The sequence below is a fragment of the Desulfobulbus sp. genome (assembly GCF_031547805.1).
GTDB lineage: Bacteria > Desulfobacterota > Desulfobulbia > Desulfobulbales > Desulfobulbaceae > Desulfobulbus.
On sequence record NZ_JAVBRQ010000013.1, the window covers coordinates 117,137 to 138,111 of the forward strand.

Consider the following 20,975-nt stretch of genomic DNA (forward strand, 5'->3'; position numbering starts at 1 on the left):
CGGCTATCACCTCAGAGTGGGGGAAAATGGCGGGCAAAGTCGGCAAGAAAAGCGGCCAACTCCGCCATGGGCAGGCGGTCGATCCCGGCGGCGGCGGACCGTCCCCCGCCGGAGGCGTACCGGCGGCAGAGTTCGTCCGCCCCCTGGCCGGTGGCCAGCGGAGCGCGGACACTTACCCGCAGGCTGTTGTCCGGACGGGTGAGCAGGATCGCGTGGGCCAAGGCCGGCTGCTCGCGGCTGAGTTCGTTGGCAATCACCCCCACCGTCCGGTTGGCCCAGGCCGTGGCCGGCAGCCGGAAGACGCGGCCGCCGCCAGTGGTGCTTTCCGGGCGCAGATCGGCGGCCCGGGCCATGTCGGCCGCATAGTTCCGCCGCAGTCGGTCCAGGTGGCCGGAGCGGCGGTGGAAGGCAAAGGGATCGTCGAAGCGGTGGACTTCGCGGAACAGTTCGGCGGGAGGAATGAGGAGATCCCCCTCGCTCAGGCCGTAGCCGTTATAGTTGAGCAACAGGCCGATTTCCGCCAGCATTTCTTGCTGGCGCGCCGCCAGGCCGAGCGAACGGGCATATTGGCGGGCGTTTTCGTCCAGGTTGTCGCCAAAGGCCCCGGCAATGGCCCACAGGCAGTGGGCGCCGGCCAGCAGGCGGTCGACGATCAGCGAGGTGCAGGCATCCGGCGCAGGATCGAGATGGGTTTCCAGGAGGTCATGGACGACAGCTTGGCCGCTGAAGTGGTGGTCGGCGTAAAAAACGCGGTTACCCCGGGCCAACAGCCGGATCAGGGCGTCCCGGTTGCGGTCCAGGGAAATGTCGAGCACCGTGATCCGCTGGCCGCTGACCGCGCCGATTCGTTCCAAGAGGGCGATATCCCGCTTGGGACCGGTGATCAGGCGGGCGTCCGGCCGGGGCGCGTGCAGCCGCAGCTGATGCAGGGCGCAGATGCCGTCCGCATCGCCGTTGAAGACATCGATCCGGTCCTGGGCGGCCATGGGCGAACGCGGGCCGGGCCTTTAGAGGCCGGGCAAATCGAAACCCAGGGGATTGCCGATATTCGCCAGGCGGAAGGTGATCATGAAGGTCTGGTCTCCGGGGGTGTTGTTGGCGGAGAACTCCACCGACCAGCAGGGCTGGACAAAGCGCAGGCGAACAATCTCCTCGATGGTTTCGTCCTGTTCGATGGCCCGCTCCAGGCTGTAGCCGGCGGCCAGGTTGTACGGCAGCAGGTACCAGAGGGAGCCTCGGACCGAGTTGACATCCTCCAGTTCGTTGAAGCGGTAGTCGAGGGAAAACTGGTCGCCCCGGCTGGAGAAGCAGTCGGCTTCGACGGAATGGAGGAAGGCGCCGTCGCCGTAGAGATCGATGTTGGTGGTATATTTGAGCCGCATCCGTTCGGCGGGATAGAGTCCGGTTTCGATGATCAGCGGCGTCAGCGGGGTGTCGTTTTTCTCGCTGCGCAGGTCGTAGCCTTGCTTGATCTTGAAGAAGCCGAAATCCCGATCGAAATCCCGGCCGTTGCGTGTGCCGGCGAGCGAGAAGAAGTTGTTGAAGCCAAGATAGACGGCGTTTTCCTCCTCCAAGTCGTCGACCTCGTCGAATTGGGGCAGGGGGTCGCGGTCCGGAATGGAGGTGTGGACATACGATACGAAGGGCCGCACCGTGTGGCTCAGGGTGTTCCCTCCGCCGAAATTAACCGCGAAATCGCGCATCAAGGTGGTGCCGATCTCTCCTTCCAGGTGGGACAGGAAACGGTTTTCCGAATCCTTGTCCTGCCATTCGGAGGCGCCGTTGTCGTCGATCAAATAGGAGGTGTTGCGAATGCCGCCGGTGAGATTGGCTTCCAGGTAGGGACTGAGCGGAATGCCCGTGGTGACCATGGGCATGAGATCGAAGCGCTGGGCGCCGGCGCCCTTGTCGCGCCAGAAATTGGAGTAGTTGGCGTCCCACTGGAAACCGGGCCCCCCGCCGAGGAAGGCGATGGGAACCAGGCCAGAGTAGGTCAGCGAAGGCAGGGTCCAGGCCCGGGAAGGATTGTCCGCGGTGTAGACCTGCTCGCTGATATCGTTGATCGCGGCCGCCTCGGCCAGCAGCGAACCGCCGTAGTCCCAGGAGCGGAGGGCCGCCAAGGTGTTTTCCCGGAACTGGTTGGTCTTGTCGTTGAAACCCCGGCCGAACACCCCGGTAAATTTTTCCTGGGTGACATCGAATCCGGTCGAACCGACATTGAATTCCCGCAGATAATCGAGGTCCGAGGCGACATCCACATCCAGCCGGGTGGTCCAGGAGCCGATGTCCTGGTCTGCCTTGCCCCGAATCCAGTACCGATCGCTATTGGTGTGGGTGAACTGGCCGTCCCGGTAGTAATCGACCTCGGACGGGTCGGACAGCCGGTCGTCGAGGAAATTGCCCATCAACATGCCCTTGCTGTTGTCGTTGAGCACATAGCGGAACTCGGCTCCGGCCATGAGGCCGCGATTGGCAAGGTAGCGGGGATACAGGGTCAGGTCGGCGCTCGGCGAGATGTTGAGGAAGAAGGGGGTCTCAAGGCCGAATCCGTCCCGGTCGGAAAGGGAAAAGGAGGGAAAGAGCATTCCGGTCTGGCGCTTGCGTTTGGCCGGCAGCACCATGACCGGCGAGTAGAGAACCGGGATATCCTTGATGCGGAAGGTGGTATGGGTGAGCACGGCATAGCCGCCGTCGGTGAGGTCGACATCGGCGGCGGCAAAGGACCAGGGCGGCACCTGGCCCGGTTCCAGCTTGCAGGTCACGACCCAGCCGTCCTCGATATGGTAGGTGAGGGAGCCGGTCTTTTCGATGAGCTTGCCTTCGAAATGCAGTTCCTTGTCCTGCCGGACCACGGTGGCGTTGTCAAAGGAACCGGTGTTTTTTTCCAGGTCGATGGTGCCCGCGTCGGCCGTGAGCTGGTCGGGGCCGATATCGATCAGCAACTTGCCTTTCAAGGTGAGGATGCCGCGGGTCAGGTCGTAGGAGGCCCGGTCCGCCTTGATCGTGGTCGCCGTTTTCAGGTTGGCGGCCGGTTGGCCGCCCGGAGTGGCGCTGTCCGGCCGCCTCTCCTCGGTAGCATGGCTTGGCGTGGATGCGCCGCCGACCGGTTCCTTTTTCTCCAAAACGACATTGCCCTCGGCGATCAGGGTGGGCGGATCCTCGAGCCTGGTGAGCTTGTCGGCGCTCAGTTCCCAGTGTCGGGCGTCCACGGAAACGGCCGCGGCCTCGGCAGGCAGCAAAAACAGGGCGATGAGAAACGGGAAAACAAACGTGACTATCGGAGAGAGGAAAATGGGGAGATGCACCTCGGTCGGCTCCTTCGGGTTGCATGAGAACGGCGGAGTGGCCGCGCCGGGACGAAATGTGTCGTGTCAACGGGAAATAATGGCTCAACCGGCTGGAGCGACGGGTACAACAAGACAGAAAGCATCTCGGCAAACTGGCCCCGAATGTACGTGCCGCCATGTGTTGTGTCAAGCGAAAAGTCGCAGATTTGCCTTGCGCAGCCGGGGATTTTGGTTTACAAATCGCCAGTCGCAATCTTGCCGAATAACTCGATTTTTCAATACCTGCCCCAGCCTGTGCTTGTTTGAGCGTTTCACAGCTACAACCCCCGTGGCGCTGTATGGATTATATCTTCGGCCCGGTGCAGTCCAGACGGCTTGGCCGCTCCCTCGGCATCGATCTCTTCCCCCGGAAAATCTGCAATCTCAACTGCGTCTACTGCGAAGTGGGGCCGACATGTTCGCCGGTCAGCCGCCGCGCCGCCTATTCCCCGGTTCGGCTGATCTGCGAGGAGATTGACGAATGGTGCGCCGATCCCGGACGTCTGGCCTCGGCCGACGTGCTGACGGTGACCGCCAAGGGGGAGCCGACCCTGCACAGCGGTTTGGGCGAGATCCTGGACCATCTCAAGGCCCGGGCCGCCAAACCGGTGGCCGTGCTCACCAACGGGACCACGCTGGCGGATGCGGAAGTGCGGCGGGATCTGATGGCGGCCGATCTGGTCGTGCCCTCGCTCGATGCGGCCAGGGACGAAGGATTCGCCAGGGTCGACCGGCCGGCCGACGGCCTGGAGTTGGGGGCGGTTATCGACGGCCTGGTACTTTTTTCCAGGGATTTTCCGGGTAAGATCTGGCTGGAAATCCTGCTGGTGCAGGGCATGAACGACGCGCCCGAGGACATTGGCGCCCTGGTAGCCGCCCTCGGACGGATGCGGATCGACAGGATACAATTGAATACCGTGATGCGCCCGCCCGCCGAGGCATGGGCGCATCCGTTGAGCCGGGCGAGGCTGACTGCCATTGCCCAGCACCTGCGGCGGGAGCTTGGCCTGCCGGTGGACCTGCCTTTTGCCGACCCGGATGAGCGGACGGCGGAGCCGGTCCCGGCGGCGATGACCGATCCGGCGATGTTGGCCGTGGTCAGAGACGATATTCTTCACATGGTGCAACGGCGGCCCTGTACCGCCATTGACATCGACCGGACCTTCCATCTCGGCGGTCCGGAAAAGGTTGTGCAACTGCTTGACCCGTTGATTTGCGCCGGTGTCCTGCTTCGGCAGGCGCATGGCGGCAGCTGGTACTACCAGCGGGCATCCTGCGGCCAGGAGATCGTTTCCGGTCTGCCTAGCGGAGAAGCGCGGTCGAGACGTTGCGAAAAAATTGACTGAAAAGGAAACGAATGGCCACAGAGGAACAGAACGAGAAACAGGAGAAAAGTCCGCCCGTGCGCAAGGCAAAAACCGGTGCCTGGTGGAAAAGCGTTGCCAAGGAAAAATTGGGGCGGCCGAATCCGCCGCAGGAGGACGCGGCCGTAGCGGCAGACGGCGACGGAGTTGCGATTGGGGGGGAGCCGGTCTTGCCCGCCGCAGCGGCATCGCCGGCCGAACCGCAATTAAGCGCGGCCAGCGCGGTGGACGTGGCGGAGTCGATCGCGGCGGAAGCCGGTTCGGCGGCAATCGGCGAGATTCCCGCTCCGGTGCAGACACCACCGGAACAGGCGAACGCCCCGGAACCGGAGCGGCCCGTAGCGGTGGCGACATGGGCCGACGATGTTGCGGCCTCGGTCGACGGAGTCGAAGACCAAGCTGTTGATGCTGGTCCGGCGAACCAAGCCGCCGATGCCGAGACGCAAGCCGAGACCGCCCAGGACGATCAGCCCGATCAAACCGAGGAAGCGGCACCGGCCAAGAAGCGCCGGTCTCGCCGGGGCGGGAGAAGGCGCTCGAAACAGGCTGCCGCCGAGGTCGCCACGCCCGAAGAGGAGGCGGTTCCAGTCGCCGGGGAAACATCGACCGCCGGGGAAGACGAGCCGGTTGTGCCTGCCGACGCTGCTGTCGACCCTGCGGAGGAAGACGACGACCATGTCGAGGATGTGGAGTCCGATGTGCCGGAGAAACCGGTCACCTGCAAGCTGCTGATCAACGCCGAGGAGCCGGAGGAATGCCGGATCGCCCTGGTCGAGGACGGACGGCTCGAATCGTTCCACGTCACCACCGTCGACCGCGAGCCGACCAAGAACAACATCTACAAGGGCCGGGTCGTCTCGGTGGAGGCCAATCTCCAGGCCGCCTTTGTCGACATCGGCACCGGCCGGAACGGCTTTCTGCCGTTCAACGAAATCCATCCCGAGTATTATCGCCAGGACGTCAACGAGCGGGTCCGCACGGTCATTGCCCAGCAGCAGTGGAAAAAACTCAAGATTGAGGAAGTGATCCAGAAGGGGCAGGAGGTGCTGGTCCAGGTGGTGAAGGAGGTGACCGGCAACAAGGGCGCCAACATGACCACCTACCTGTCGCTGCCGGGCCGCTGCCTGGTGCTGATGCCGGGAAGCGATTCCGCCGGCATCTCCCGCAAGATCGTCGGCGAGGAGCGGCGGGCCGGCCTGCGCGAGATCATGAGCGAGTTCGAGATTCCCGAGGGCATCGGCTACATCATCCGCACCGCCAGCGCCGAAATTACCAAGGCGGTGCTGGAAAAAGACCTCCAGAACCTGCTGACCCTGTGGGAGGAGGTCAAGCACCGCGGCCAAACCATGGAGGCCCCGGCCCTGGTCTACGAGGAGCAGGATACGGTGGTCCGTTTTCTTCGGGACCATTTTTTTCCAGAGATCAAGGAGATCACGGTCGACACCGAGGAATCGCTCAACCAGGTCAACACCTTCATCAGCCAATTGCCGGAAAAGCAGCGCCAGGTCAAGGTCAAGCTCCACCGGGGCACCAAACCCATTTTCAACCAGTTCAACATCGAGGAGCAGATCGAGTCGATCTTCAAGCCGCAGGTGATTCTGCCGTCGGGCGGCTCGATCGTGATCAACCCCACCGAAGCTCTGGTGGCCATCGACGTCAACTCCGGCCGGACCTCGAAGAACGCCGATTTCGACGAGACCATCTTCCTGGCCAACATGGAGGCCGCGTCCGAGCTGGCCCGCCAGCTGCGACTGCGCGACCTGGGCGGCCTGATCGTGGTCGACTTCATCGACATGCGCAACAAGAAGCATATTCGCGAGGTCGAGCGGCAGGTGAAGGTCAGCATGAAGCGCGACAAGGCCAAGGTGGACATCAGCAAGATTTCCCGCTTCGGCCTGATGCAGATTTCACGGCAGAAGATGGGGGCGCCGATCGAAAAGGGCAGCTACCGGACCTGCGACCATTGCCAGGGCCGGGGCGTGGTCCGTTCGGTCGAAACCCTGGCGCTCTATTACCTGCGCCGCATCCAGACCGGCATCAGCCGCAAGAAGGTGGCGCGGATCGAATGCCGCCTGCCGCTGGACGTGGCCCAATATCTGCTCAATAAGAAACGGAGCGAACTCGCCGAGTTGGAGAGCCGGCATGCGGCGCGGATCGATATCATTCCCAGGGTGGAGATGCGGCCCGCCGACAACCAGATCGATTTTTTTGAGACCGACACGTCGGGTAGATGAGCGGCCCCCGCCCGGATGTGGCCGGGAGAGAAAAAAGAACTTGAATCCGCCGCCGGTTCGGAGTATATGAAAAAACCGTTTTGCGCCTGTAGCTCAGCTGGATAGAGCGCCGGACTACGAATCCGTAGGTCGGGAGTTCGAATCTCTCCAGGCGCGCCACGCATTCAAGGGTTGAGGAAATTTTCCTCAACCCTTTTTCTTTTTGGGCGGGCGCTTGCAGGCGCCTGTGAGCCGATCGGCCCCAATTCCACCCCGTCCGCCGGTACCATCGAGATTGCTGAGTTTCGTGCATGGGCATGTTGGGAGATGTCCGGAATTCCACCCCGTTGCAACAAATAACGATCCATATCCAGCCCAGGTATTGCCAAACCCTGACGCCAATGGTTATCAGCAGTGCTATGGACAAAGACACCGCTAAAGAAGCATTCCCCGTACCCGATTCCATGACGCAGGCACCTCGCGAGCGGGCATCGGATTTTCCGGCCTTGACCGGCCCCTTGGTTTTACTGCTGGCAACCGCAACCGGCATGACCGTGGCCAGCATCTACTATGCCCAACCGCTGTTGGAAGCCATGCGCGCCGCCTTGGGGTTGGGGGTGGCCGGTGCGGGGATGGTGATCACGGTTTCGCAGTTCGGCTATGCCCTGGGGCTGGCCCTGTTGGTCCCTTTGGGCGATTTGTATGAGCGCCGGAAACTGGTGGTGGCCATGACCACGGGTATTGCCCTGGGGCTGGCGGGCATGGGATGTGCCTCCGGCATGACCATGCTTCTGCTGTTTTCCTTGATGGTCGGCGCCCTGTCCGTGGTCGCGCAGATTCTGGTGGCCTTTGCTGCGGACCTCGCCCGCGAATGGGAACGCGGCCGGGTGGTCGGCACGGTCATGAGTGGCTTGCTGCTCGGCATTCTGCTGGCCCGCACCGTAGCCGGGCTGCTTGCCCAGCTGTTCGGCTGGCGCGCCGTGTTCTGGCTGGCAGCCGCGGTATTGCTGGGTGTGGCCGTAATGATTTTCCGCGCCTTGCCGGTCCGTCGTCCCACGGTTCGTTCCGGTTACGTCGCCTTGCTCAAATCGACTCTGATCTTGTTCCGCGACGAGCCGGTGCTGCGCCTCCGTTCGTGGTATGGTGCGCTGGCCTTTGGCCTGTTCAGCATCCTCTGGACGCCGCTGGCCTTTTTGCTGTCCCAGCCGCCCTTCAATTATCCACCGGGCGTGATCGGCCTGTTCGGGTTCGCTGGAGTCGCGGGAGCCCTGGCCGCCTCGGCCGCCGGCCGACTGGCCGATCGGGGCGCGGCTGGCTACACCACCGGCGCGGCAATCGTCCTGCTCATCGTCTCCTGGTGGCCGATCGGGTTGGCGAGCCGATCGGTGGCGCTATTGATTGCCGGCATACTCTTTCTGGACTTGGGCGTTCAGGCGCTGCACATCACCAATCAAAGCGAGATTTACCGGCTCCGTCCCGAGGCGCGCAGCCGTTTGACCTCGGCCTACATGGCCTGTTTTTTTGCGGGCGGCGTTGCCGGTTCCTCCCTGTCGGCCTTGGTGTACAGTCGGGCGGGTTGGATGGGAGTCTGCGTTTTGGGCGTCTTGCCGGGCTGCGCGGCAGCCGGAATATGGCTCCGGTCCATTGCGGTGCGGCGAGCTGGGGCGAAAGCAGGGAACTAGTTCATATCTCATTGACTATTCCTGCTACCCGCGATATAAAAAATGCTTTCCGGTCGCATTTTCGGCGGCGGGGAACTGCAGGAAAAAAGACGCAAAAAAAGATTGCATGGCGGCGCTGGGTCCATCCGGCGACCGCCATTTTACGGGACCGTGGGCCGGGAAATGCATCTCTCCGGACGCGCCAATGGTTGCTGGGGTCGGGCCGGTTGGCTTGGCCCCTTTTTTTTACAAACGCGCCGACCCGGGTGCCGGTGCAACAACGTCCGAGCTCTTGGTTGGGGCGGGATCGATACCGATAAGGGCGTGAGGTGCTGATGGAAAAAAGAAGATTCAGTCGCATCGGTTTCAACATGGCCGCCGAATTGACGGTGGACGGCATGGTCTATCCCTTTTCCCAGGTCGATAATCTCGGCGTGGGCGGGTGTTCGCTCAAGACCACCGTCGAATTCCCGGTGGGAGCCGCCTGCCGGTTCTGGCTGCCGCTCGAGGCGGCGTCGCCGGAGTTGGGCGTGGAAGTGTTCGGCGAGATTGTCCGTTGCGACGGCGAAACCGTGGGAGTCCGCTTTACCAAAATCACGCCGGAAAGCCTGTTTCATCTCCAGAATCTCATCCGGTTCAATTCCTCGGATCCCGACCAGATCGACGACGAGATCTCCCGCCACCCCGGTTTGCTGTAAGGGGCGCAACCTGCGGCCGGCCGTTTGTTCGGGCCCGGCCTGAACCGGGTGCCGGTTCGAACCATGAAAGGAACGAGAACGTTATGAAAGTTGGGATTATCGGCTTGCCGCAAACCGGCAAGAAAACGCTTTTCCAGGTATTGACCGGCAGCGAGGTGCACGAGGCGGGCGGTCCGGCCAAACCCATTCCCGGAGCGGCCAATATCGTCGACCAGCGCTTTGACCGGTTGGTGGCCATGTATCAGCCGAAAAAGGAAACCAGGGCCCGCATCGATCTGGTGCTCCTGCCCAAGATGGAGCAGGAGGCGATCGCCAAGGGCGACATCTTCCGCGACATCAGCGATGTCGACGCCCTGTGCCACGTGGTGCGCGCCTTTGAGGACGACTCGATCTACCACGCCGCCGGTTCGGTCGACCCCTTGCGCGATGTCGAAACGGTCAATGCCGAACTGCTGCTTCACGATCAGGTTTTCCTGGAAAAGCGGATCGAACGCCTTGAAGCCGGCTTGAAAAAGGTGAAGGACGAGCGTCAGGCCAAGGAGCTCGACCTGCTCAGGCGCATGCAGGCCCAACTCGAGGAGGAGCGGCCGCTGCGGCTGATGGAGTTGGTCGAGGAGGAGGAACTGCTGATCCGCAGCTACCCCTTGATCACCCGCAAGGAAATGATTCTGGTGTTTAATGTCGGCGAGGATCAGGTGGGCGATACCGCCTTGCTCGCCCAGGTGCGCGAGCTGTGCGCCGTGGGCAAGATGGAGGCGATGACCGTCTCCGCCAAGGTCGAGGCCGAGATCGCCCTGCTGGACAGCGAGGAGGAGCGGCGGGAATTCCGGAGCGACCTCGGCATCGAGCAGCCGGCCCTGGAGGTGCTGGCGCTGCTGTGCCTCAAGGCGCTTGGCCGGATTTCGTTCTTCACCGTTGGCAAGGACGAGGTGCACCAGTGGCTGGTGCGGGTCGATTCGCCTGCCCCGGTGGCCGCCGGCGCCATTCACACCGACCTGCAGAAGGGCTTCATCCGCGCCGAGGTGATAAAATACGACGAATTGATCGCCCTGGGCAGCGAGGCGGAGTTGAAGAAGGCCGGTAAGCTCTACGTGCAGGGCAAAGACTACATCCTCGCCGACGGCGACATCCTCAATATCCGCTTCAACATCTGAACGGTCCTCAATATCCGCCGCCTGCCCATCGGAATCATTTCATGGCCAGGCGGCGCACCCGGTCGCAGGTTTCCCTGAGGTCGATGGTCTGCAGCCGCCGCTCACGTACCACCAGCCTGCCGTTGACGATCACGTTGCGGACGCAGGCTCCCGGCCCGCCGTAAACGAGCAGGTCGGGGCCGTGCCAGGGCTGGAGCCGGGGCCGGTTACGGTCGATCAGAATCAGATCGGCCGGGGCGCCGGGGCGGAGGGTGCCGTGGCCCTCGGCCAGGCCGAGCGCGGCCGCCCCGCCCCAGGTGGCCATCCGCAGAAGCTGCCGGGCCGGAACCGCGGTGGGGTCGCTCGGGTTGACTTTGTGCAGCTTGGCGGCGAAATCCATTTCCCGGAACAGGTCAAGACTGTTGTTGGACGCGGCGGAATCGGTGCCGAGCGCCACCCGGAGCCCTCGCCGGAGCATGGCCGCCAGCGGCGCCCGGCCCGCGGCCAGCTTGGCGTTGCTCTGGGGACAGGTGACCACGGCCGCGCCGTGGTCGGCAAGCAGGTCGAGGTCGCGGTCGTCGGCCCAGACGCAGTGGACGCACACCGTGTGGCGGTCGAGCACGCCCAAGGCCGCGAGATGGCCGATCGGGCTGGCTGCCAGCGGCTCGGCGATTTGCTCTCTTTCCTTCCCGGTTTCAGCGACATGGATGAATAGCGGTACCTGGCGCGACCGGGCGAGTTCCTTGGCCCGGAGCAGGGTGTTGTGGCCGCAGCTGTAGGGCGCATGGGCGAAAACCGCCGGCGTGACCAGCGGATCGCGCCCCTGCCAGCGCTCGATGAAGCGGGCGGCCGTCTCGATGTTGCGGGCCGGATCCTCGACGCCGGGCGCCGGAAAATCGATCACCCCTTGGGCCGCCACGCAGCGCAGCCCGGTCTCGGCGCAGGCCCGCGCCACCTCGTCTTCCAGAAAATATCCGTCGGCCACGGTGGTGGTGCCACTGAGCAGCATTTCCGCGGCGGCCAGCTTGGCGCACCAGTAGACCATACCGGGGTTGGCCTGGCGGGCCTCGGCCGGAAAGATATGGCCATGCAGCCAGGCGAGCAGGTCGAGGTCGTCGGCCAGCCCCCGGAACAGGACCATGGGCGCGTGGCAATGGCCGTTGACCAGGCCGGGCATGGCCAGCTGACCGTGCCCGTCGAGGATCGTCGTTGCCGTGGCCTCGGGGCAGGCGGCCATGGGGCCGCTTGCGAGGATACGGCCCGCGCCGATGGCGAGATAGCCGGATTCGATCAGGGGCTCGCGGCCTGGAGCCGGCAGGATGGCACAGTTGGTGACGAGGAGGTCGATGTTCATAACTGCTTGCACCCCCGGTGCGGATGGTATATCACAGAAAATCGGCCCAAGCGGCATTCGGCCCCAACTATACTCGAAACCGCGCCGGCGGCAAAGCGCCGGCAGCCCTTGCCGCTGTTCCGGAGAAATTGCCGTTCGTGCCGTCGCCGTTGCCGATGGCGAGGAGATATAACCATGCCGACCCATGCGAAAAAAGTGTTCGCCGCCCAACTGACCGGGGGGCAGCAATTCCAGGATGTCTTTCTGGTGACGAAGAAATCCCTGGCCGAAACCAAGGCGGGCAAGCCCTATCTGGCCCTAGCGCTGATGGATCGCACCGGTGAGGTCGAGGCCAGGGTGTGGGACAATGCCCTTCGGTTCGAGTCCCAGGCCGAGGAGGGGCATTACGTATTGGTGCAGGCTATGGCCAAACCGTTCCGCGACCAGATGCAGCTGGGGGTGACCGCCCTGCAGCGGGTGGACGCGGCGGAGATCGACATGGCCGATTTCCTGCCAACGAGTCCCCGGCCGCTGGCGGAGATGGCCGCGGAACTCGAGGCGGTCATCGCCTCCACCGGCGACCAGCCGCTGCGGGATCTGCTGCAAACTCTTTTCCGGGGCGACACCCTGGCCCGCTTCCAGAGGGCGCCGGCGGCCAAACGGCTGCATCACGCCTATATCGGCGGCCTGATCGAGCATACCCTGTCGATTGTCGGCCTGGCGGACAAGGTGGCGGACCATTATCCCCTGATCGACCGGGACATGCTCATCGCGGGGGCGCTGGTGCACGACCTGGCCAAGATCGAGGAGTTCGATTTCAGCAGTCCGGCCTTCGGCTACACCGATCGGGGCCGCCTGGTCGGCCACCTGGTCCTGGGCGTGGATCTGGTGCGCCAGGCGGCGTCGCAAGTGCCGGCCATCGATCCCGGCCAGGTCGACCGCCTGATCCACATTATCCTCAGTCACCACGGCCGGTACGAATACGGCTCGCCGGTCCTGCCGATGACGCCCGAAGCCATCCTGCTCCATCATCTCGACGACATCGACGCCAAAATGAACTCCATGGCCGGACTGCAGGCGAAGATGAACGGCGACGGCTGGCGGTGGACTGATTATCAGCGGCATCTGGAGCGCTTTTTGTACCTCAGGGCGTCCGGTGATGCCACTGAACCGAATGCGGCCGGCATGGGCCCGGAGGAGCCGGCCGAGGCCGGGGAGCAGCCGCCCCATCCGCTTGCGGAGCCGGTCCGTTCGAAAAAGATGGTCGACCGGCGCCAGCAGAGCCTGTTCTGAACCATGGCCTTTTCCTCGATCCTCGGCCAGGACAAGGCCTTGACCCTGCTCAGCCGGGCCCTGGCGAGCGGCCGTCTGGCCCACGCCTATCTGTTCTCGGGTCCGGACGGGGTGGGCAAGACCACCGTGGCCATGGACATGGCGGCCATGCTCCTGTGCCGCCGTCCGGAAGCGGGGCGTCCGTGCGGCCGCTGCCCCGGCTGCCTGAAGTATCGCTCCGGCAATCATCCCGATTTCACGCGCATCCGGCCGGATGGGGCCGCCATCAAGATCGACCAGGTGCGGGAGCTGAAAAAGGCCCTCAAATTTGCGCCGTTTGAAAGCGGGTTGCGGGTCGTGCTCCTGGAAGAAGTCCAGACCATGCGTCGAGAGGCGGGCAACAGCCTGCTCAAGGTGCTGGAGGAGCCGCCGCCCGACAACCTGCTCATCCTCACCGGCACCGTGGCCGGGGCGATTCTGGACACCATCGTCTCCCGCTGCCAGGTGATCCCCTTTGCTCCGCTGCCGCTCGACCTGGCGGCCGCGATCATCCGCCAGCACCGTCCCGAACTGGATACGGCCGGCAGCGAAGCCCTGGCGGCCTTGGCCGACGGTTGTCCCGGCCAGGCCCTGGCTTTTGAGGCCGACGGTATCTTGGCCTTGTACCGGCGGATCGTGGCGGCGTTCGACACCCTGCGGTACAGGCCGGCCATCCGGACGGAACGCGCCCTGGCCCTGGCGGTCGAGCTGGCCGAGGCCAAGGAAGGGTTGGAGCCCCTCCTGACGCTGCTGCGGATTTTCTTCAAGAACGCGATGGCCGCCCATGCCGGCTATGCCCCCGCCTTGCCACCCGAGGTGGAGCAGGCGAGAGAACGCTGGAATTTGACCCGGCTTTCTGCTAAAATAAAAACTATTGATTTTGCGGAACAGGCACTTGCCAGAAACTGCAACCGCGGTCTGGTCAGCGAAGTGCTTCTCCTGGATTTGTTTGACTGTAGCCCCCTGTGACCCGAACCACCATGATCGACAGCCCGAACGAGCCGCAACCCGTCCAGCCTTCCCCGGAAATCCCGACCAGGGAAGACAGGGGCGAGGAGGCGGCACTGTATTACTATAAGTTTCGTTTTCGTGAGCAAGGGCAGGAGTTTACCGGCCATACCCAACTAGCCGACCTGGCCCGGGGGGACCGGGTGATGGTCCGGGCCGAGCAAGGAGCCGAGCCCGCCAAGATTACCGGCCGGTTCCTGGCGGTTGCCGATGTCGGCCAAACCTACGGCTACCGAATCCACCGCCGGGCCAGTGCCGAGGAAAAGGAAAAATACGCCCTGTTGCCGCAACTGGAGCACGATGCCTTCCGACTCTGCCAGCGGCAGATCGAGCGGCTTGCCCTGCCCATGCACATGGTGCGGGTGGAGCGATTCTTCAACGGCTCCAAGATTATTTTCTATTTCACCGCCGAAAGCCGGGTCGATTTCCGGGAACTGGTCAAGGTGCTGGTTCAGGAATTTCGTACCCGGGTGGAAATGCGCCAGATCGGCGTGCGCCACGAAACCCAGATGATCGGCGGGCTCGGCCCCTGCGGCCGCGAACTGTGCTGCACCTCCTTTCTCAACAAGTTCGATTCGGTCTCGATCAAGATGGCCAAGACCCAGGATCTGCCCCTCAACCCGGCCAAGATCTCGGGTTTGTGCAACCGTCTGCTCTGCTGCCTGACCTACGAGTACGAGACCTATAAAACGATGAAAAAGGGCATGCCCCGGGTGGGGCGACAGATCCAGTTCGAGGGACGGCTCTACCTGGTCAATCGCCTGATCCCGCTGCTCGGCAAGGTGGCCGCGGTTGCTCCCGATGGCGAGGAGCGGCTGTTTTCCGAAGAGGAATGGCGGGCCGCCGATCCGATCCCGAAAAGCACCGGCCGCAAGGGACCGGCAAAGAAAAGCCGGCGCACGACCATCGACATCTGGGGTGTGCAGGAGGGGCCGTCCGAAGACGACGAATGATCGCCCCCGGCCTCGCAGACAAATGACCCGGCGCCCGCCGCCGGATACCCCGGCAACCTTTTGTCCTCTCTACGCGTAACGAGTCAGCATGCCAACCTACGTCACCACCCCGATTTACTACGTCAATGCCATGCCCCATCTGGGGCACGCCTACACCACCATCGTGGCCGATGTCTACAGCCGGTTCCGGCGTTTCTGCGGTGACGATGTCCGCTTCCAGACCGGCACCGACGAGCACGGCGAGAAGATCGCCGAAGCCGCCGCCAAGGCCGGGGAGACGCCGCGGGCCTATGTCGACCGGATCGCCGCCGCCTTCAGGGAAACCTGGCCGCACCTCTCGATCGAGCCGGATTACATCATCCGCACCACCGATGTCGATCACGTCAAGACCGTGCAGGACATCCTTCAGCGGGTGTATGACCAGGACGATATCTATTTCAGCGAATATTCGGGCTTGTATTGCAAGGGCTGCGAGCGGTTCCTCACCGAGAAGGAACTGGTGGAGGGCAAATGTCCCGACCACCAGGTCGAACCGAAGTCCATCACCGAGCAGAATTATTTCTTCCGGATGTCCAAGTACCAGGAGTGGCTGATCGACCATATCAAGGCCAACCCGGATTTCATCACCCCCGAGCGCTACCGCAACGAGGTGCTGTCGTTTCTCAGCGAACCGCTGGAGGATCTGTGCATCTCCCGGCCCACTTCGCGCTTGACTTGGGGTATTCCGCTGCCCTTTGACGCGAATTTCGTCACCTATGTCTGGTTCGATGCCCTGATCAACTACCTCACCGGCATCGGTTATCCCGACGACCCGAATTTTTCCCTCTATTGGGGTGCGGCCGAGCATGTTATCGCCAAGGACATCCTCAAGCCCCATGCCATTTACTGGCCGACCATGCTACGGGCCATGGATCTCGAACCCTTTCAACGTCTCCACGTGCACGGCTACTGGAACGTGGATGCCACCAAGATGTCCAAGTCGCTGGGCAACGTCGTTCGTCCCAAGGAACTGGTCGAGATCTATGGCGTGGATACGGTCCGCTATTTCGTGCTCCGGGAGATGAGTTTCGGCCTGGACGCTTCCTTTTCCGGCGATGCCATTCTTGCCCGCCACAATGCCGATCTCGCCAACGACCTCGGCAATCTCTTCTCCCGCTCCCTGGCCATGATCGATAAGTATGTGGAAGGGCAGGTGCCGGCACGGGAAAAAGCGAGCCTCCTCACCCCGGACGATCGCGAACTGATGAGCGCGGTGTCCGCCATGGTGGCCGAATATCGCGAATACATGGAAGCGTTCGCCTTTCACAAGGCCCTGCAGGCCGTGTGGGAGGTCATCGGGCTGCTCAACCGCTACATCGTCGCCAACGCCCCCTGGGAATTGGCCAAGCATCCGCGTCAAACCGAGCGGTTGCGGACCGTGCTCGCCTTTCTGGCCGAAGCGTTGTGGAAGATTACCCTGGTGCTGGGGCCGATCATGCCGGAAACCGCCGCCAAGATGGCCGCGGCCCTGGGAATGGGCGACCGGTTCGCCAGCGCGGTCATCGACGATGCCGTGATCTGGGGGCACATCCCCGCCGGCACGGTTGTCGGCAAGGGCGGGCAATTGTTCCCCCGGGTGGAAAAAAAGGAAGAGGCCGCGGCTCCGGCCGCTTCCAGGCCGAAGGCGAAGAAGGAGGCCACCCCGGTCCAGGAGGAAGGCCTGATCAGCTTCGATCAGTTCAAGACAATGGAGTTGCGGGTTGCGGAAATTGTGGCCGCGGAAAAGGTTGCCAAGTCGGATCGGCTGCTTAAATTGACCGTCAAGGCACCGGAAGAGCGGACCATTGTCGCCGGTATCGCCCAGCACTACAGTCCGGAGGCGCTCATCGGCCAGAAAGTGGTCATTGTTGCCAATCTCAAGCCGGCCAAGCTGATGGGGATTCCCTCGCAGGGAATGGTGCTGGCCGCCAAGGAACAACAGGCCGACGGCACCGAGCGGCTGGTGGTAACCACGGTGGCTGGTCCGGTGGCGGCCGGCAGTCGGGTGGCCTGAGGCCGGAGAACGCCTCGTTTTTCTTGGTTATGTGGATGCAATAACAAACAAACAGACAGATCCGGCGGGTGCGCTCTATGTTCATGCTCGGGAATTTTCTCATGGCCTTGGCCAAATTGATCAATTTCGTCCTCGGGGCCTACATTTGGGTGGTGATTGCCCGAGCGGTCATCACCTGGGTTAATGCCGACCCCTACAATCCCATCGTCCGGTTTCTATGCCAGGTGACCGACCCGCTGCTGGTGAAAATCCGCAGGGTACTGCCGATCATGGGCGGGCTCGATTTGAGCCCGATGATTCTCATCCTGATCATCGTCTTTCTCCAAAGTTTTCTCGTCCCCACCCTGCAACAGATCGCCCAAAACCTGCAATAGCCTGCAGCGGGAATAATCCACGCCAGCACGAAGGGGGATGCCATGGTCGCTCGGACTGAACTCCCCTGCCTGCAGCCGCTGCCCGACGGATCCTTGCTGCTGCGCCTCCATGTCCAACCGCGGGCTGCGACCAACAATGTGGCTGGATTGCAGGGAGACATGCTCAAACTCCGCTTGACCTCGCCACCGGTGGACGGCAAGGCCAATCAAGCGGTTATCGCCTATCTCGCCAAGCTGTTTCATCTGCCCAAATCCGCCCTGACGATCAAAAGTGGCCACCAGAGCCGGAGCAAAGCTGTTAGTATCGTCGGGGCCGACGCCCAGCGGCTTGCCGCCGTGCTTGCCGACCTGCTGCGCACCTAGGGGCCTTGCTGAACAAGGAGGATGCCATGGCAAGGCGACGGTCGATTTTGCGGGTTTTGGGGCTATTGGCGCTGCTGTTGGCAGCGGTTGGCGCAACGGTGGCCCTTTGGGGCGGAAAGGATCGGGTGGCAAAGAGTGAATTGAAGCGCGAGGCGCCGCCTGTCCGGCAAGTCGACCGCGACAGTCTGCGCCGGGGAGCGCTGCCAGGCAAGGGGTATTGACAGGGCAGCTTGGGTTCGGCCTTGTTGTCAACAGGAGGAAAGGCGATGCAGAAAAAAAGAGTGCTGGCGAATTGGAAGGCCAATTTGTCGCCCGAGAAGGCCCGCCAATGGTGCGATGCCTTTGCTGGCGCCTATCGGCCCAGGACCGACCTGGAGGTGGTGGTGGCGGTGCCGTTTCTCGTGCTGGAACGGGTTGCCGAATGGATACGGCCGCTGGCCGGGGTGAGTCTGGCCAGCCAGGGCGTGTCCTCCTATCCTCAGGGCAATTATACCGGGGCGATCCCGGCGGCATGGTTGCGCGGCCTGGCGCACTACACCTTGCTCGGCCATCGGGAGCGGCGCCGCTATTTCCACGAGACCGTGCAGGAGGTGGCCCGTCAAGCCTACGAATCCCTGGCGGAAGACCTGCACCCGATCGTATGCATCGATCGGGAGTTGCTGGTACCGCAGACCGCCGCCATGGCGGCGGATGAACTGGAACGGCTGACCTGGGCCTATACGCCCGACACCCCCGCCACCTTCGAGATGGCCAGGAGCGAGGCAGATATTGCCGCCATTCTGCCGCAGATCGCCAAAAAAACGGGCAACCGGCCGGTACTGTACGGCGGCGGGGTGACTGTCGAGAATGGGCCGCAACTCTGGCGGATTTCGGGATTGAGCGGGATCATGCTCGGCCAGGGGTGTCTGGACGGAGCCGCTTTCGCCGCCTTGGTCAACCGGCTGTGAGCAAAAGAGCGAGGAGTTTCTTCCGCTGCCGGGTGCCGCTACATCGAGCGCAGGCGCCGAATTCGTTCCTCCATGGGAGGATGGGTTGAGAAAAGGTTGGCAATGGTACCGCCGCTGAGCGGGTTGACGATATACATTTGAGCCGATGCCGGATTGACGTCCATCGGCTGCTGGGCGTTGTAATTGGCGAGTTTGTCGAGGGCGCTGGCCAAGGATTTGGGATGGCCGCAGATCTCGGCGCCGGTGGCATCGGCCATGTATTCGCGGCCGCGTGAGATGGCCATCTGGATCAAGGTCGCGGCCAGGGGGGCCACCAGCATGGTCACCAGGAGCACCAGCGGGTTGCTGCCTCCTCCCTCTTCATCGTTGCGGCTGCCGCCGAACAGCATCGCCCATTGGGCCATGGTGGCCAGGTAGGAGATCGCACCCGCCATGACCGCGGCAATCGAGCCGATGAGAATGTCCCTGTTCTTGATATGGGCCAGTTCGTGGGCAATGACACCTTCGAGTTCGTGACGGTCCAGCACGCGCAACAGACCGGTGGTGACCGCCACCGCGGCATGTTCCGGATTGCGACCGGTGGCGAAAGCGTTGGGGGTCGACTCGTCGATCACGTATACCTTGGGTTTGGGAAGCCCTGCCCGTGCAGCCAGTCCGGCCACCAGGGCGTGCAGATCGTGCGCTTCGGCGGGCGAAACCTCGCGGGCATGGTTCATGGACAAGGCCATCTTGTCCGAATTCCAGTAAGCGAAGAAATTCAGGCCAAGGGCCAACAGCAGGGCGATGACCATGCCTTGCTGGCCACCCATCGCCTGGCCGGCAACCATGAACAGGGCGGTAAGGGCCGCCATGAGCATGAATGTCTTTGCGGTGTTCATGTCTGGTATCCTCTCTGCTGGGGTGGGTGCCGTGCGATGGCTTCTCGTCCTGGCGGTTGGCCTAAACGATAAGCCGCGGTCGGTTGCAGTCAAGACGGGGCGGTGTAAAAGCCGCCCCGTTCAGCCTGTGGTCGAGAGGAAAAAGGGCGGAGATCAGACCATCATCTCCAGCATCGCCTTGATCAGGTTGTCGGCTCCTTCGCCGATCTGGTCAATCCGGGAGTTGAGCATGTAGCAGGGAGTGCTGACGATTTTTCGTTCCCAATCGATGGCGATCTCGCCCTGCATGGTCGGCTGATGCCGGGCACCCATGGCGGCGAGGTTGTCGGCGGTGCCCTGGTCCTGGCCTATGGTCAGGGTGACATTACCCAGCACCTTGGCCAGGATGACCGGGGCGATGCACAGGGCGCCGATGGGCTTGCCGGCGGCATGCATGGCCTTGATGGCCGTGGCCACATCTGGGTTCACCGTGCATTGGGCTCCGTCGAAGGCGTAGCTGCTCAGATTTTTGGCCGCGCCGAATCCGCCGGGAATCACCAGGCCGTCGGCCGAATCGGGGGCAAAGGTGGCGAGAGCGGCAATCTTGCCCCTGGCGATGCGCGCCGATTCGATCAGGACGTTGCGCTTTTCGCTCATCTCCTGCCCGGTGATATGGTTGAGCACGTGATGCTGCTTGATGTCGGGCGCGTAGCACTGGAAATCCGCCCCGTTTTTGTGAATTGCCCAAAGGGTGAGGGTGGCCTCATGGATTTCGGCGCCATCCTGATGGCCGCAGCCTGAGAGAATTACGGCAAAATTTTTCTTTCGCATAACTGCCTCCTTTCGCGCAGGTTAACAACGGATGAGATCTACTCCAGGGAATAGATAGCCGGAAGATTACGATATTGCTCGGCGCAGTCCAGGCCGTAGCCGACAAGAAAACCGTGGTCGAGGTCAAAACCGGTGTAATCGACCTCGACCGGTACGGCTCTGCGTTCTTTCTTGTCGATGAGGGAACAGATGCGCACCGAACAGGCAGGGCTTTGCCGGAAGTGATCCCGCAGCCAGGCCATGGTGGTGCCGGTATCGACAATGTCTTCCACCAACAGCACATCCTTGTCGGCCAGATCGATGCCGGGTTCCTTGAGCAGGCGAATGGTGCCAGAGGATACCGTGGATGCGCCGTAACTGGTGACCCTGATGAAATCGACTTCAAGGTCGAGGGCAATGGCACGGCACAGATCGGCGGCAAAGATAAAGGCACCGTTAAGCACCCCGAGGAGCACCAGCCGCTTACCCTGATAATCCTGGGTGATCCGTCGACCGAGTTCCTGGACGCGTTCCTGAATCTGGCGGGAACTTAAGATCAGTTCCCGCCGAGGGGGCGATGGTGCCATACCAT

General features: G+C 62.8%; 19 protein-coding genes and 1 tRNA gene. 14 read left to right on the forward strand and 6 right to left on the reverse strand.

Features of this window, described 5'->3' with window-relative positions; genetic code table 11:
* Window positions 1-11: 11 nt before the first annotated feature.
* On the reverse strand, window positions 12-986 hold the full coding sequence (locus RMR13_RS05090; protein WP_310599556.1) for an acetyltransferase: 975 nt from the start codon (window positions 984-986) through the stop codon (window positions 12-14).
* A gap of 21 nt (window positions 987-1,007) precedes the next feature.
* Complete coding sequence (locus RMR13_RS05095) at window positions 1,008-3,305, reverse strand: LPS assembly protein LptD (RefSeq protein WP_310599557.1); 2,298 nt, start codon at window positions 3,303-3,305, stop codon at window positions 1,008-1,010.
* Window positions 3,306-3,625: 320 nt separating this feature from the next.
* On the opposite strand from RMR13_RS05095, the gene RMR13_RS05100 reads away from it, so the two are divergent.
* From RMR13_RS05100 to RMR13_RS05125, 6 genes are all read left to right on the forward strand, one after another.
* A complete protein-coding gene (locus RMR13_RS05100) occupies window positions 3,626-4,672 on the forward strand; it encodes a radical SAM protein (RefSeq protein WP_310599558.1) in 1,047 nt (348 codons plus the stop codon).
* 11 nt (window positions 4,673-4,683) lie between these two features.
* Window positions 4,684-6,924 carry an Rne/Rng family ribonuclease gene (locus RMR13_RS05105; RefSeq protein ID WP_310599559.1) on the forward strand — a complete coding sequence of 747 codons (2,241 nt, stop codon included), beginning with the start codon at window positions 4,684-4,686 and terminating at the stop codon, window positions 6,922-6,924.
* Window positions 6,925-7,006: 82 nt separating this feature from the next.
* Window positions 7,007-7,083: transfer RNA gene (locus RMR13_RS05110), tRNA-Arg, on the forward strand.
* A gap of 284 nt (window positions 7,084-7,367) precedes the next feature.
* Complete coding sequence (locus RMR13_RS05115; protein WP_310599560.1) at window positions 7,368-8,585, forward strand: MFS transporter; 1,218 nt, start codon at window positions 7,368-7,370, stop codon at window positions 8,583-8,585.
* Window positions 8,586-8,899: 314 nt separating this feature from the next.
* Entirely contained in the window at window positions 8,900-9,262 is a 363-nt protein-coding gene (locus RMR13_RS05120; RefSeq protein WP_310599561.1) for a PilZ domain-containing protein, read from the forward strand.
* Between the two features lie 83 nt (window positions 9,263-9,345).
* Complete coding sequence (locus RMR13_RS05125) at window positions 9,346-10,416, forward strand: DUF933 domain-containing protein (RefSeq protein ID WP_310599562.1); 1,071 nt, start codon at window positions 9,346-9,348, stop codon at window positions 10,414-10,416.
* A 34-nt stretch (window positions 10,417-10,450) separates the two neighbouring features.
* Here RMR13_RS05125 and RMR13_RS05130 read toward each other — a convergent pair whose 3' ends face one another.
* Window positions 10,451-11,749 carry an amidohydrolase gene (locus tag RMR13_RS05130; RefSeq protein ID WP_310599563.1) on the reverse strand — a complete coding sequence of 433 codons (1,299 nt, stop codon included), beginning with the start codon at window positions 11,747-11,749 and terminating at the stop codon, window positions 10,451-10,453.
* A 174-nt stretch (window positions 11,750-11,923) separates the two neighbouring features.
* On the opposite strand from RMR13_RS05130, the gene RMR13_RS05135 reads away from it, so the two are divergent.
* The 8 genes from RMR13_RS05135 to RMR13_RS05170 all read left to right on the forward strand — a co-directional run bounded on the left by RMR13_RS05135 (window position 11,924) and on the right by RMR13_RS05170 (window position 18,716).
* Window positions 11,924-13,021: a 3'-5' exoribonuclease YhaM family protein gene (locus RMR13_RS05135; protein ID WP_310599564.1), complete on the forward strand. Its 1,098-nt coding sequence runs from the start codon at window positions 11,924-11,926 to the stop codon at window positions 13,019-13,021.
* A 3-nt stretch (window positions 13,022-13,024) separates the two neighbouring features.
* Window positions 13,025-14,008: a DNA polymerase III subunit delta' gene (holB, locus tag RMR13_RS05140; RefSeq protein WP_310599565.1), complete on the forward strand. Its 984-nt coding sequence runs from the start codon at window positions 13,025-13,027 to the stop codon at window positions 14,006-14,008.
* Window positions 14,009-14,019: 11 nt separating this feature from the next.
* Window positions 14,020-15,000 (forward strand): regulatory iron-sulfur-containing complex subunit RicT, encoded by a 981-nt coding sequence (locus tag RMR13_RS05145; RefSeq protein WP_310599566.1) that lies wholly within the window; start codon window positions 14,020-14,022, stop codon window positions 14,998-15,000.
* Between the two features lie 88 nt (window positions 15,001-15,088).
* The gene (gene metG, locus RMR13_RS05150; protein ID WP_310599567.1) at window positions 15,089-17,032 is read left to right on the forward strand and encodes a methionine--tRNA ligase; all 1,944 of its coding nucleotides are present in this window, start codon (window positions 15,089-15,091) and stop codon (window positions 17,030-17,032) included.
* Between the two features lie 77 nt (window positions 17,033-17,109).
* On the forward strand, window positions 17,110-17,406 hold the full coding sequence (locus tag RMR13_RS05155) for a YggT family protein (protein ID WP_310599568.1): 297 nt from the start codon (window positions 17,110-17,112) through the stop codon (window positions 17,404-17,406).
* Window positions 17,407-17,448: 42 nt separating this feature from the next.
* A complete protein-coding gene (locus RMR13_RS05160) occupies window positions 17,449-17,769 on the forward strand; it encodes a DUF167 domain-containing protein (protein ID WP_310599569.1) in 321 nt (106 codons plus the stop codon).
* 26 nt (window positions 17,770-17,795) lie between these two features.
* Entirely contained in the window at window positions 17,796-17,990 is a 195-nt protein-coding gene (locus tag RMR13_RS05165; protein ID WP_310599570.1) for a hypothetical protein, read from the forward strand.
* Window positions 17,991-18,035: 45 nt separating this feature from the next.
* Window positions 18,036-18,716 carry a triose-phosphate isomerase family protein gene (locus RMR13_RS05170; RefSeq protein WP_310599571.1) on the forward strand — a complete coding sequence of 227 codons (681 nt, stop codon included), beginning with the start codon at window positions 18,036-18,038 and terminating at the stop codon, window positions 18,714-18,716.
* Window positions 18,717-18,754: 38 nt separating this feature from the next.
* On the opposite strand, the gene htpX is transcribed toward RMR13_RS05170, so the two are convergent.
* From htpX to hpt, 3 genes are all read right to left on the reverse strand, one after another.
* The gene (gene htpX, locus RMR13_RS05175) at window positions 18,755-19,594 is read right to left on the reverse strand and encodes a zinc metalloprotease HtpX (protein WP_310599572.1); all 840 of its coding nucleotides are present in this window, start codon (window positions 19,592-19,594) and stop codon (window positions 18,755-18,757) included.
* A 153-nt stretch (window positions 19,595-19,747) separates the two neighbouring features.
* Window positions 19,748-20,404, reverse strand: coding sequence for an isoprenoid biosynthesis glyoxalase ElbB (gene elbB / locus RMR13_RS05180; protein ID WP_310599573.1), 657 nt, complete (start codon window positions 20,402-20,404; stop codon window positions 19,748-19,750).
* A gap of 38 nt (window positions 20,405-20,442) precedes the next feature.
* Window positions 20,443-20,970, reverse strand: a complete 528-nt coding sequence (hpt, locus tag RMR13_RS05185) for a hypoxanthine phosphoribosyltransferase (RefSeq protein ID WP_310599574.1) — start codon at window positions 20,968-20,970, stop codon at window positions 20,443-20,445.
* Window positions 20,971-20,975 lie beyond the last annotated feature (5 nt).

Bases quoted from the DNA above. Each gene is read 5' to 3' on its own strand.
- RMR13_RS05090 (WP_310599556.1), bottom strand. From the start codon at position 986: ATGGCCGCCCAGGACCGGATCGATGTCTTCAACGGCGATGCGGACGGC.
- RMR13_RS05100 (WP_310599558.1), top strand. From the start codon at position 3,626: ATGGATTATATCTTCGGCCCGGTGCAGTCCAGACGGCTTGGCCGCTCC.
- RMR13_RS05105 (WP_310599559.1), top strand. From the start codon at position 4,684: ATGGCCACAGAGGAACAGAACGAGAAACAGGAGAAAAGTCCGCCCGTG.
- RMR13_RS05115 (WP_310599560.1), top strand. From the start codon at position 7,368: ATGACGCAGGCACCTCGCGAGCGGGCATCGGATTTTCCGGCCTTGACC.
- RMR13_RS05120 (WP_310599561.1), top strand. From the start codon at position 8,900: ATGGAAAAAAGAAGATTCAGTCGCATCGGTTTCAACATGGCCGCCGAA.
- RMR13_RS05125 (WP_310599562.1), top strand. From the start codon at position 9,346: ATGAAAGTTGGGATTATCGGCTTGCCGCAAACCGGCAAGAAAACGCTT.
- RMR13_RS05130 (WP_310599563.1), bottom strand. From the start codon at position 11,749: ATGAACATCGACCTCCTCGTCACCAACTGTGCCATCCTGCCGGCTCCA.
- RMR13_RS05135 (WP_310599564.1), top strand. From the start codon at position 11,924: ATGCCGACCCATGCGAAAAAAGTGTTCGCCGCCCAACTGACCGGGGGG.
- holB (WP_310599565.1), top strand. From the start codon at position 13,025: ATGGCCTTTTCCTCGATCCTCGGCCAGGACAAGGCCTTGACCCTGCTC.
- RMR13_RS05145 (WP_310599566.1), top strand. From the start codon at position 14,020: ATGATCGACAGCCCGAACGAGCCGCAACCCGTCCAGCCTTCCCCGGAA.
- metG (WP_310599567.1), top strand. From the start codon at position 15,089: ATGCCAACCTACGTCACCACCCCGATTTACTACGTCAATGCCATGCCC.
- RMR13_RS05155 (WP_310599568.1), top strand. From the start codon at position 17,110: ATGTTCATGCTCGGGAATTTTCTCATGGCCTTGGCCAAATTGATCAAT.
- RMR13_RS05160 (WP_310599569.1), top strand. From the start codon at position 17,449: ATGGTCGCTCGGACTGAACTCCCCTGCCTGCAGCCGCTGCCCGACGGA.
- RMR13_RS05165 (WP_310599570.1), top strand. From the start codon at position 17,796: ATGGCAAGGCGACGGTCGATTTTGCGGGTTTTGGGGCTATTGGCGCTG.
- RMR13_RS05170 (WP_310599571.1), top strand. From the start codon at position 18,036: ATGCAGAAAAAAAGAGTGCTGGCGAATTGGAAGGCCAATTTGTCGCCC.
- htpX (WP_310599572.1), bottom strand. From the start codon at position 19,594: ATGAACACCGCAAAGACATTCATGCTCATGGCGGCCCTTACCGCCCTG.
- elbB (WP_310599573.1), bottom strand. From the start codon at position 20,404: ATGCGAAAGAAAAATTTTGCCGTAATTCTCTCAGGCTGCGGCCATCAG.
- hpt (WP_310599574.1), bottom strand. From the start codon at position 20,970: ATGGCACCATCGCCCCCTCGGCGGGAACTGATCTTAAGTTCCCGCCAG.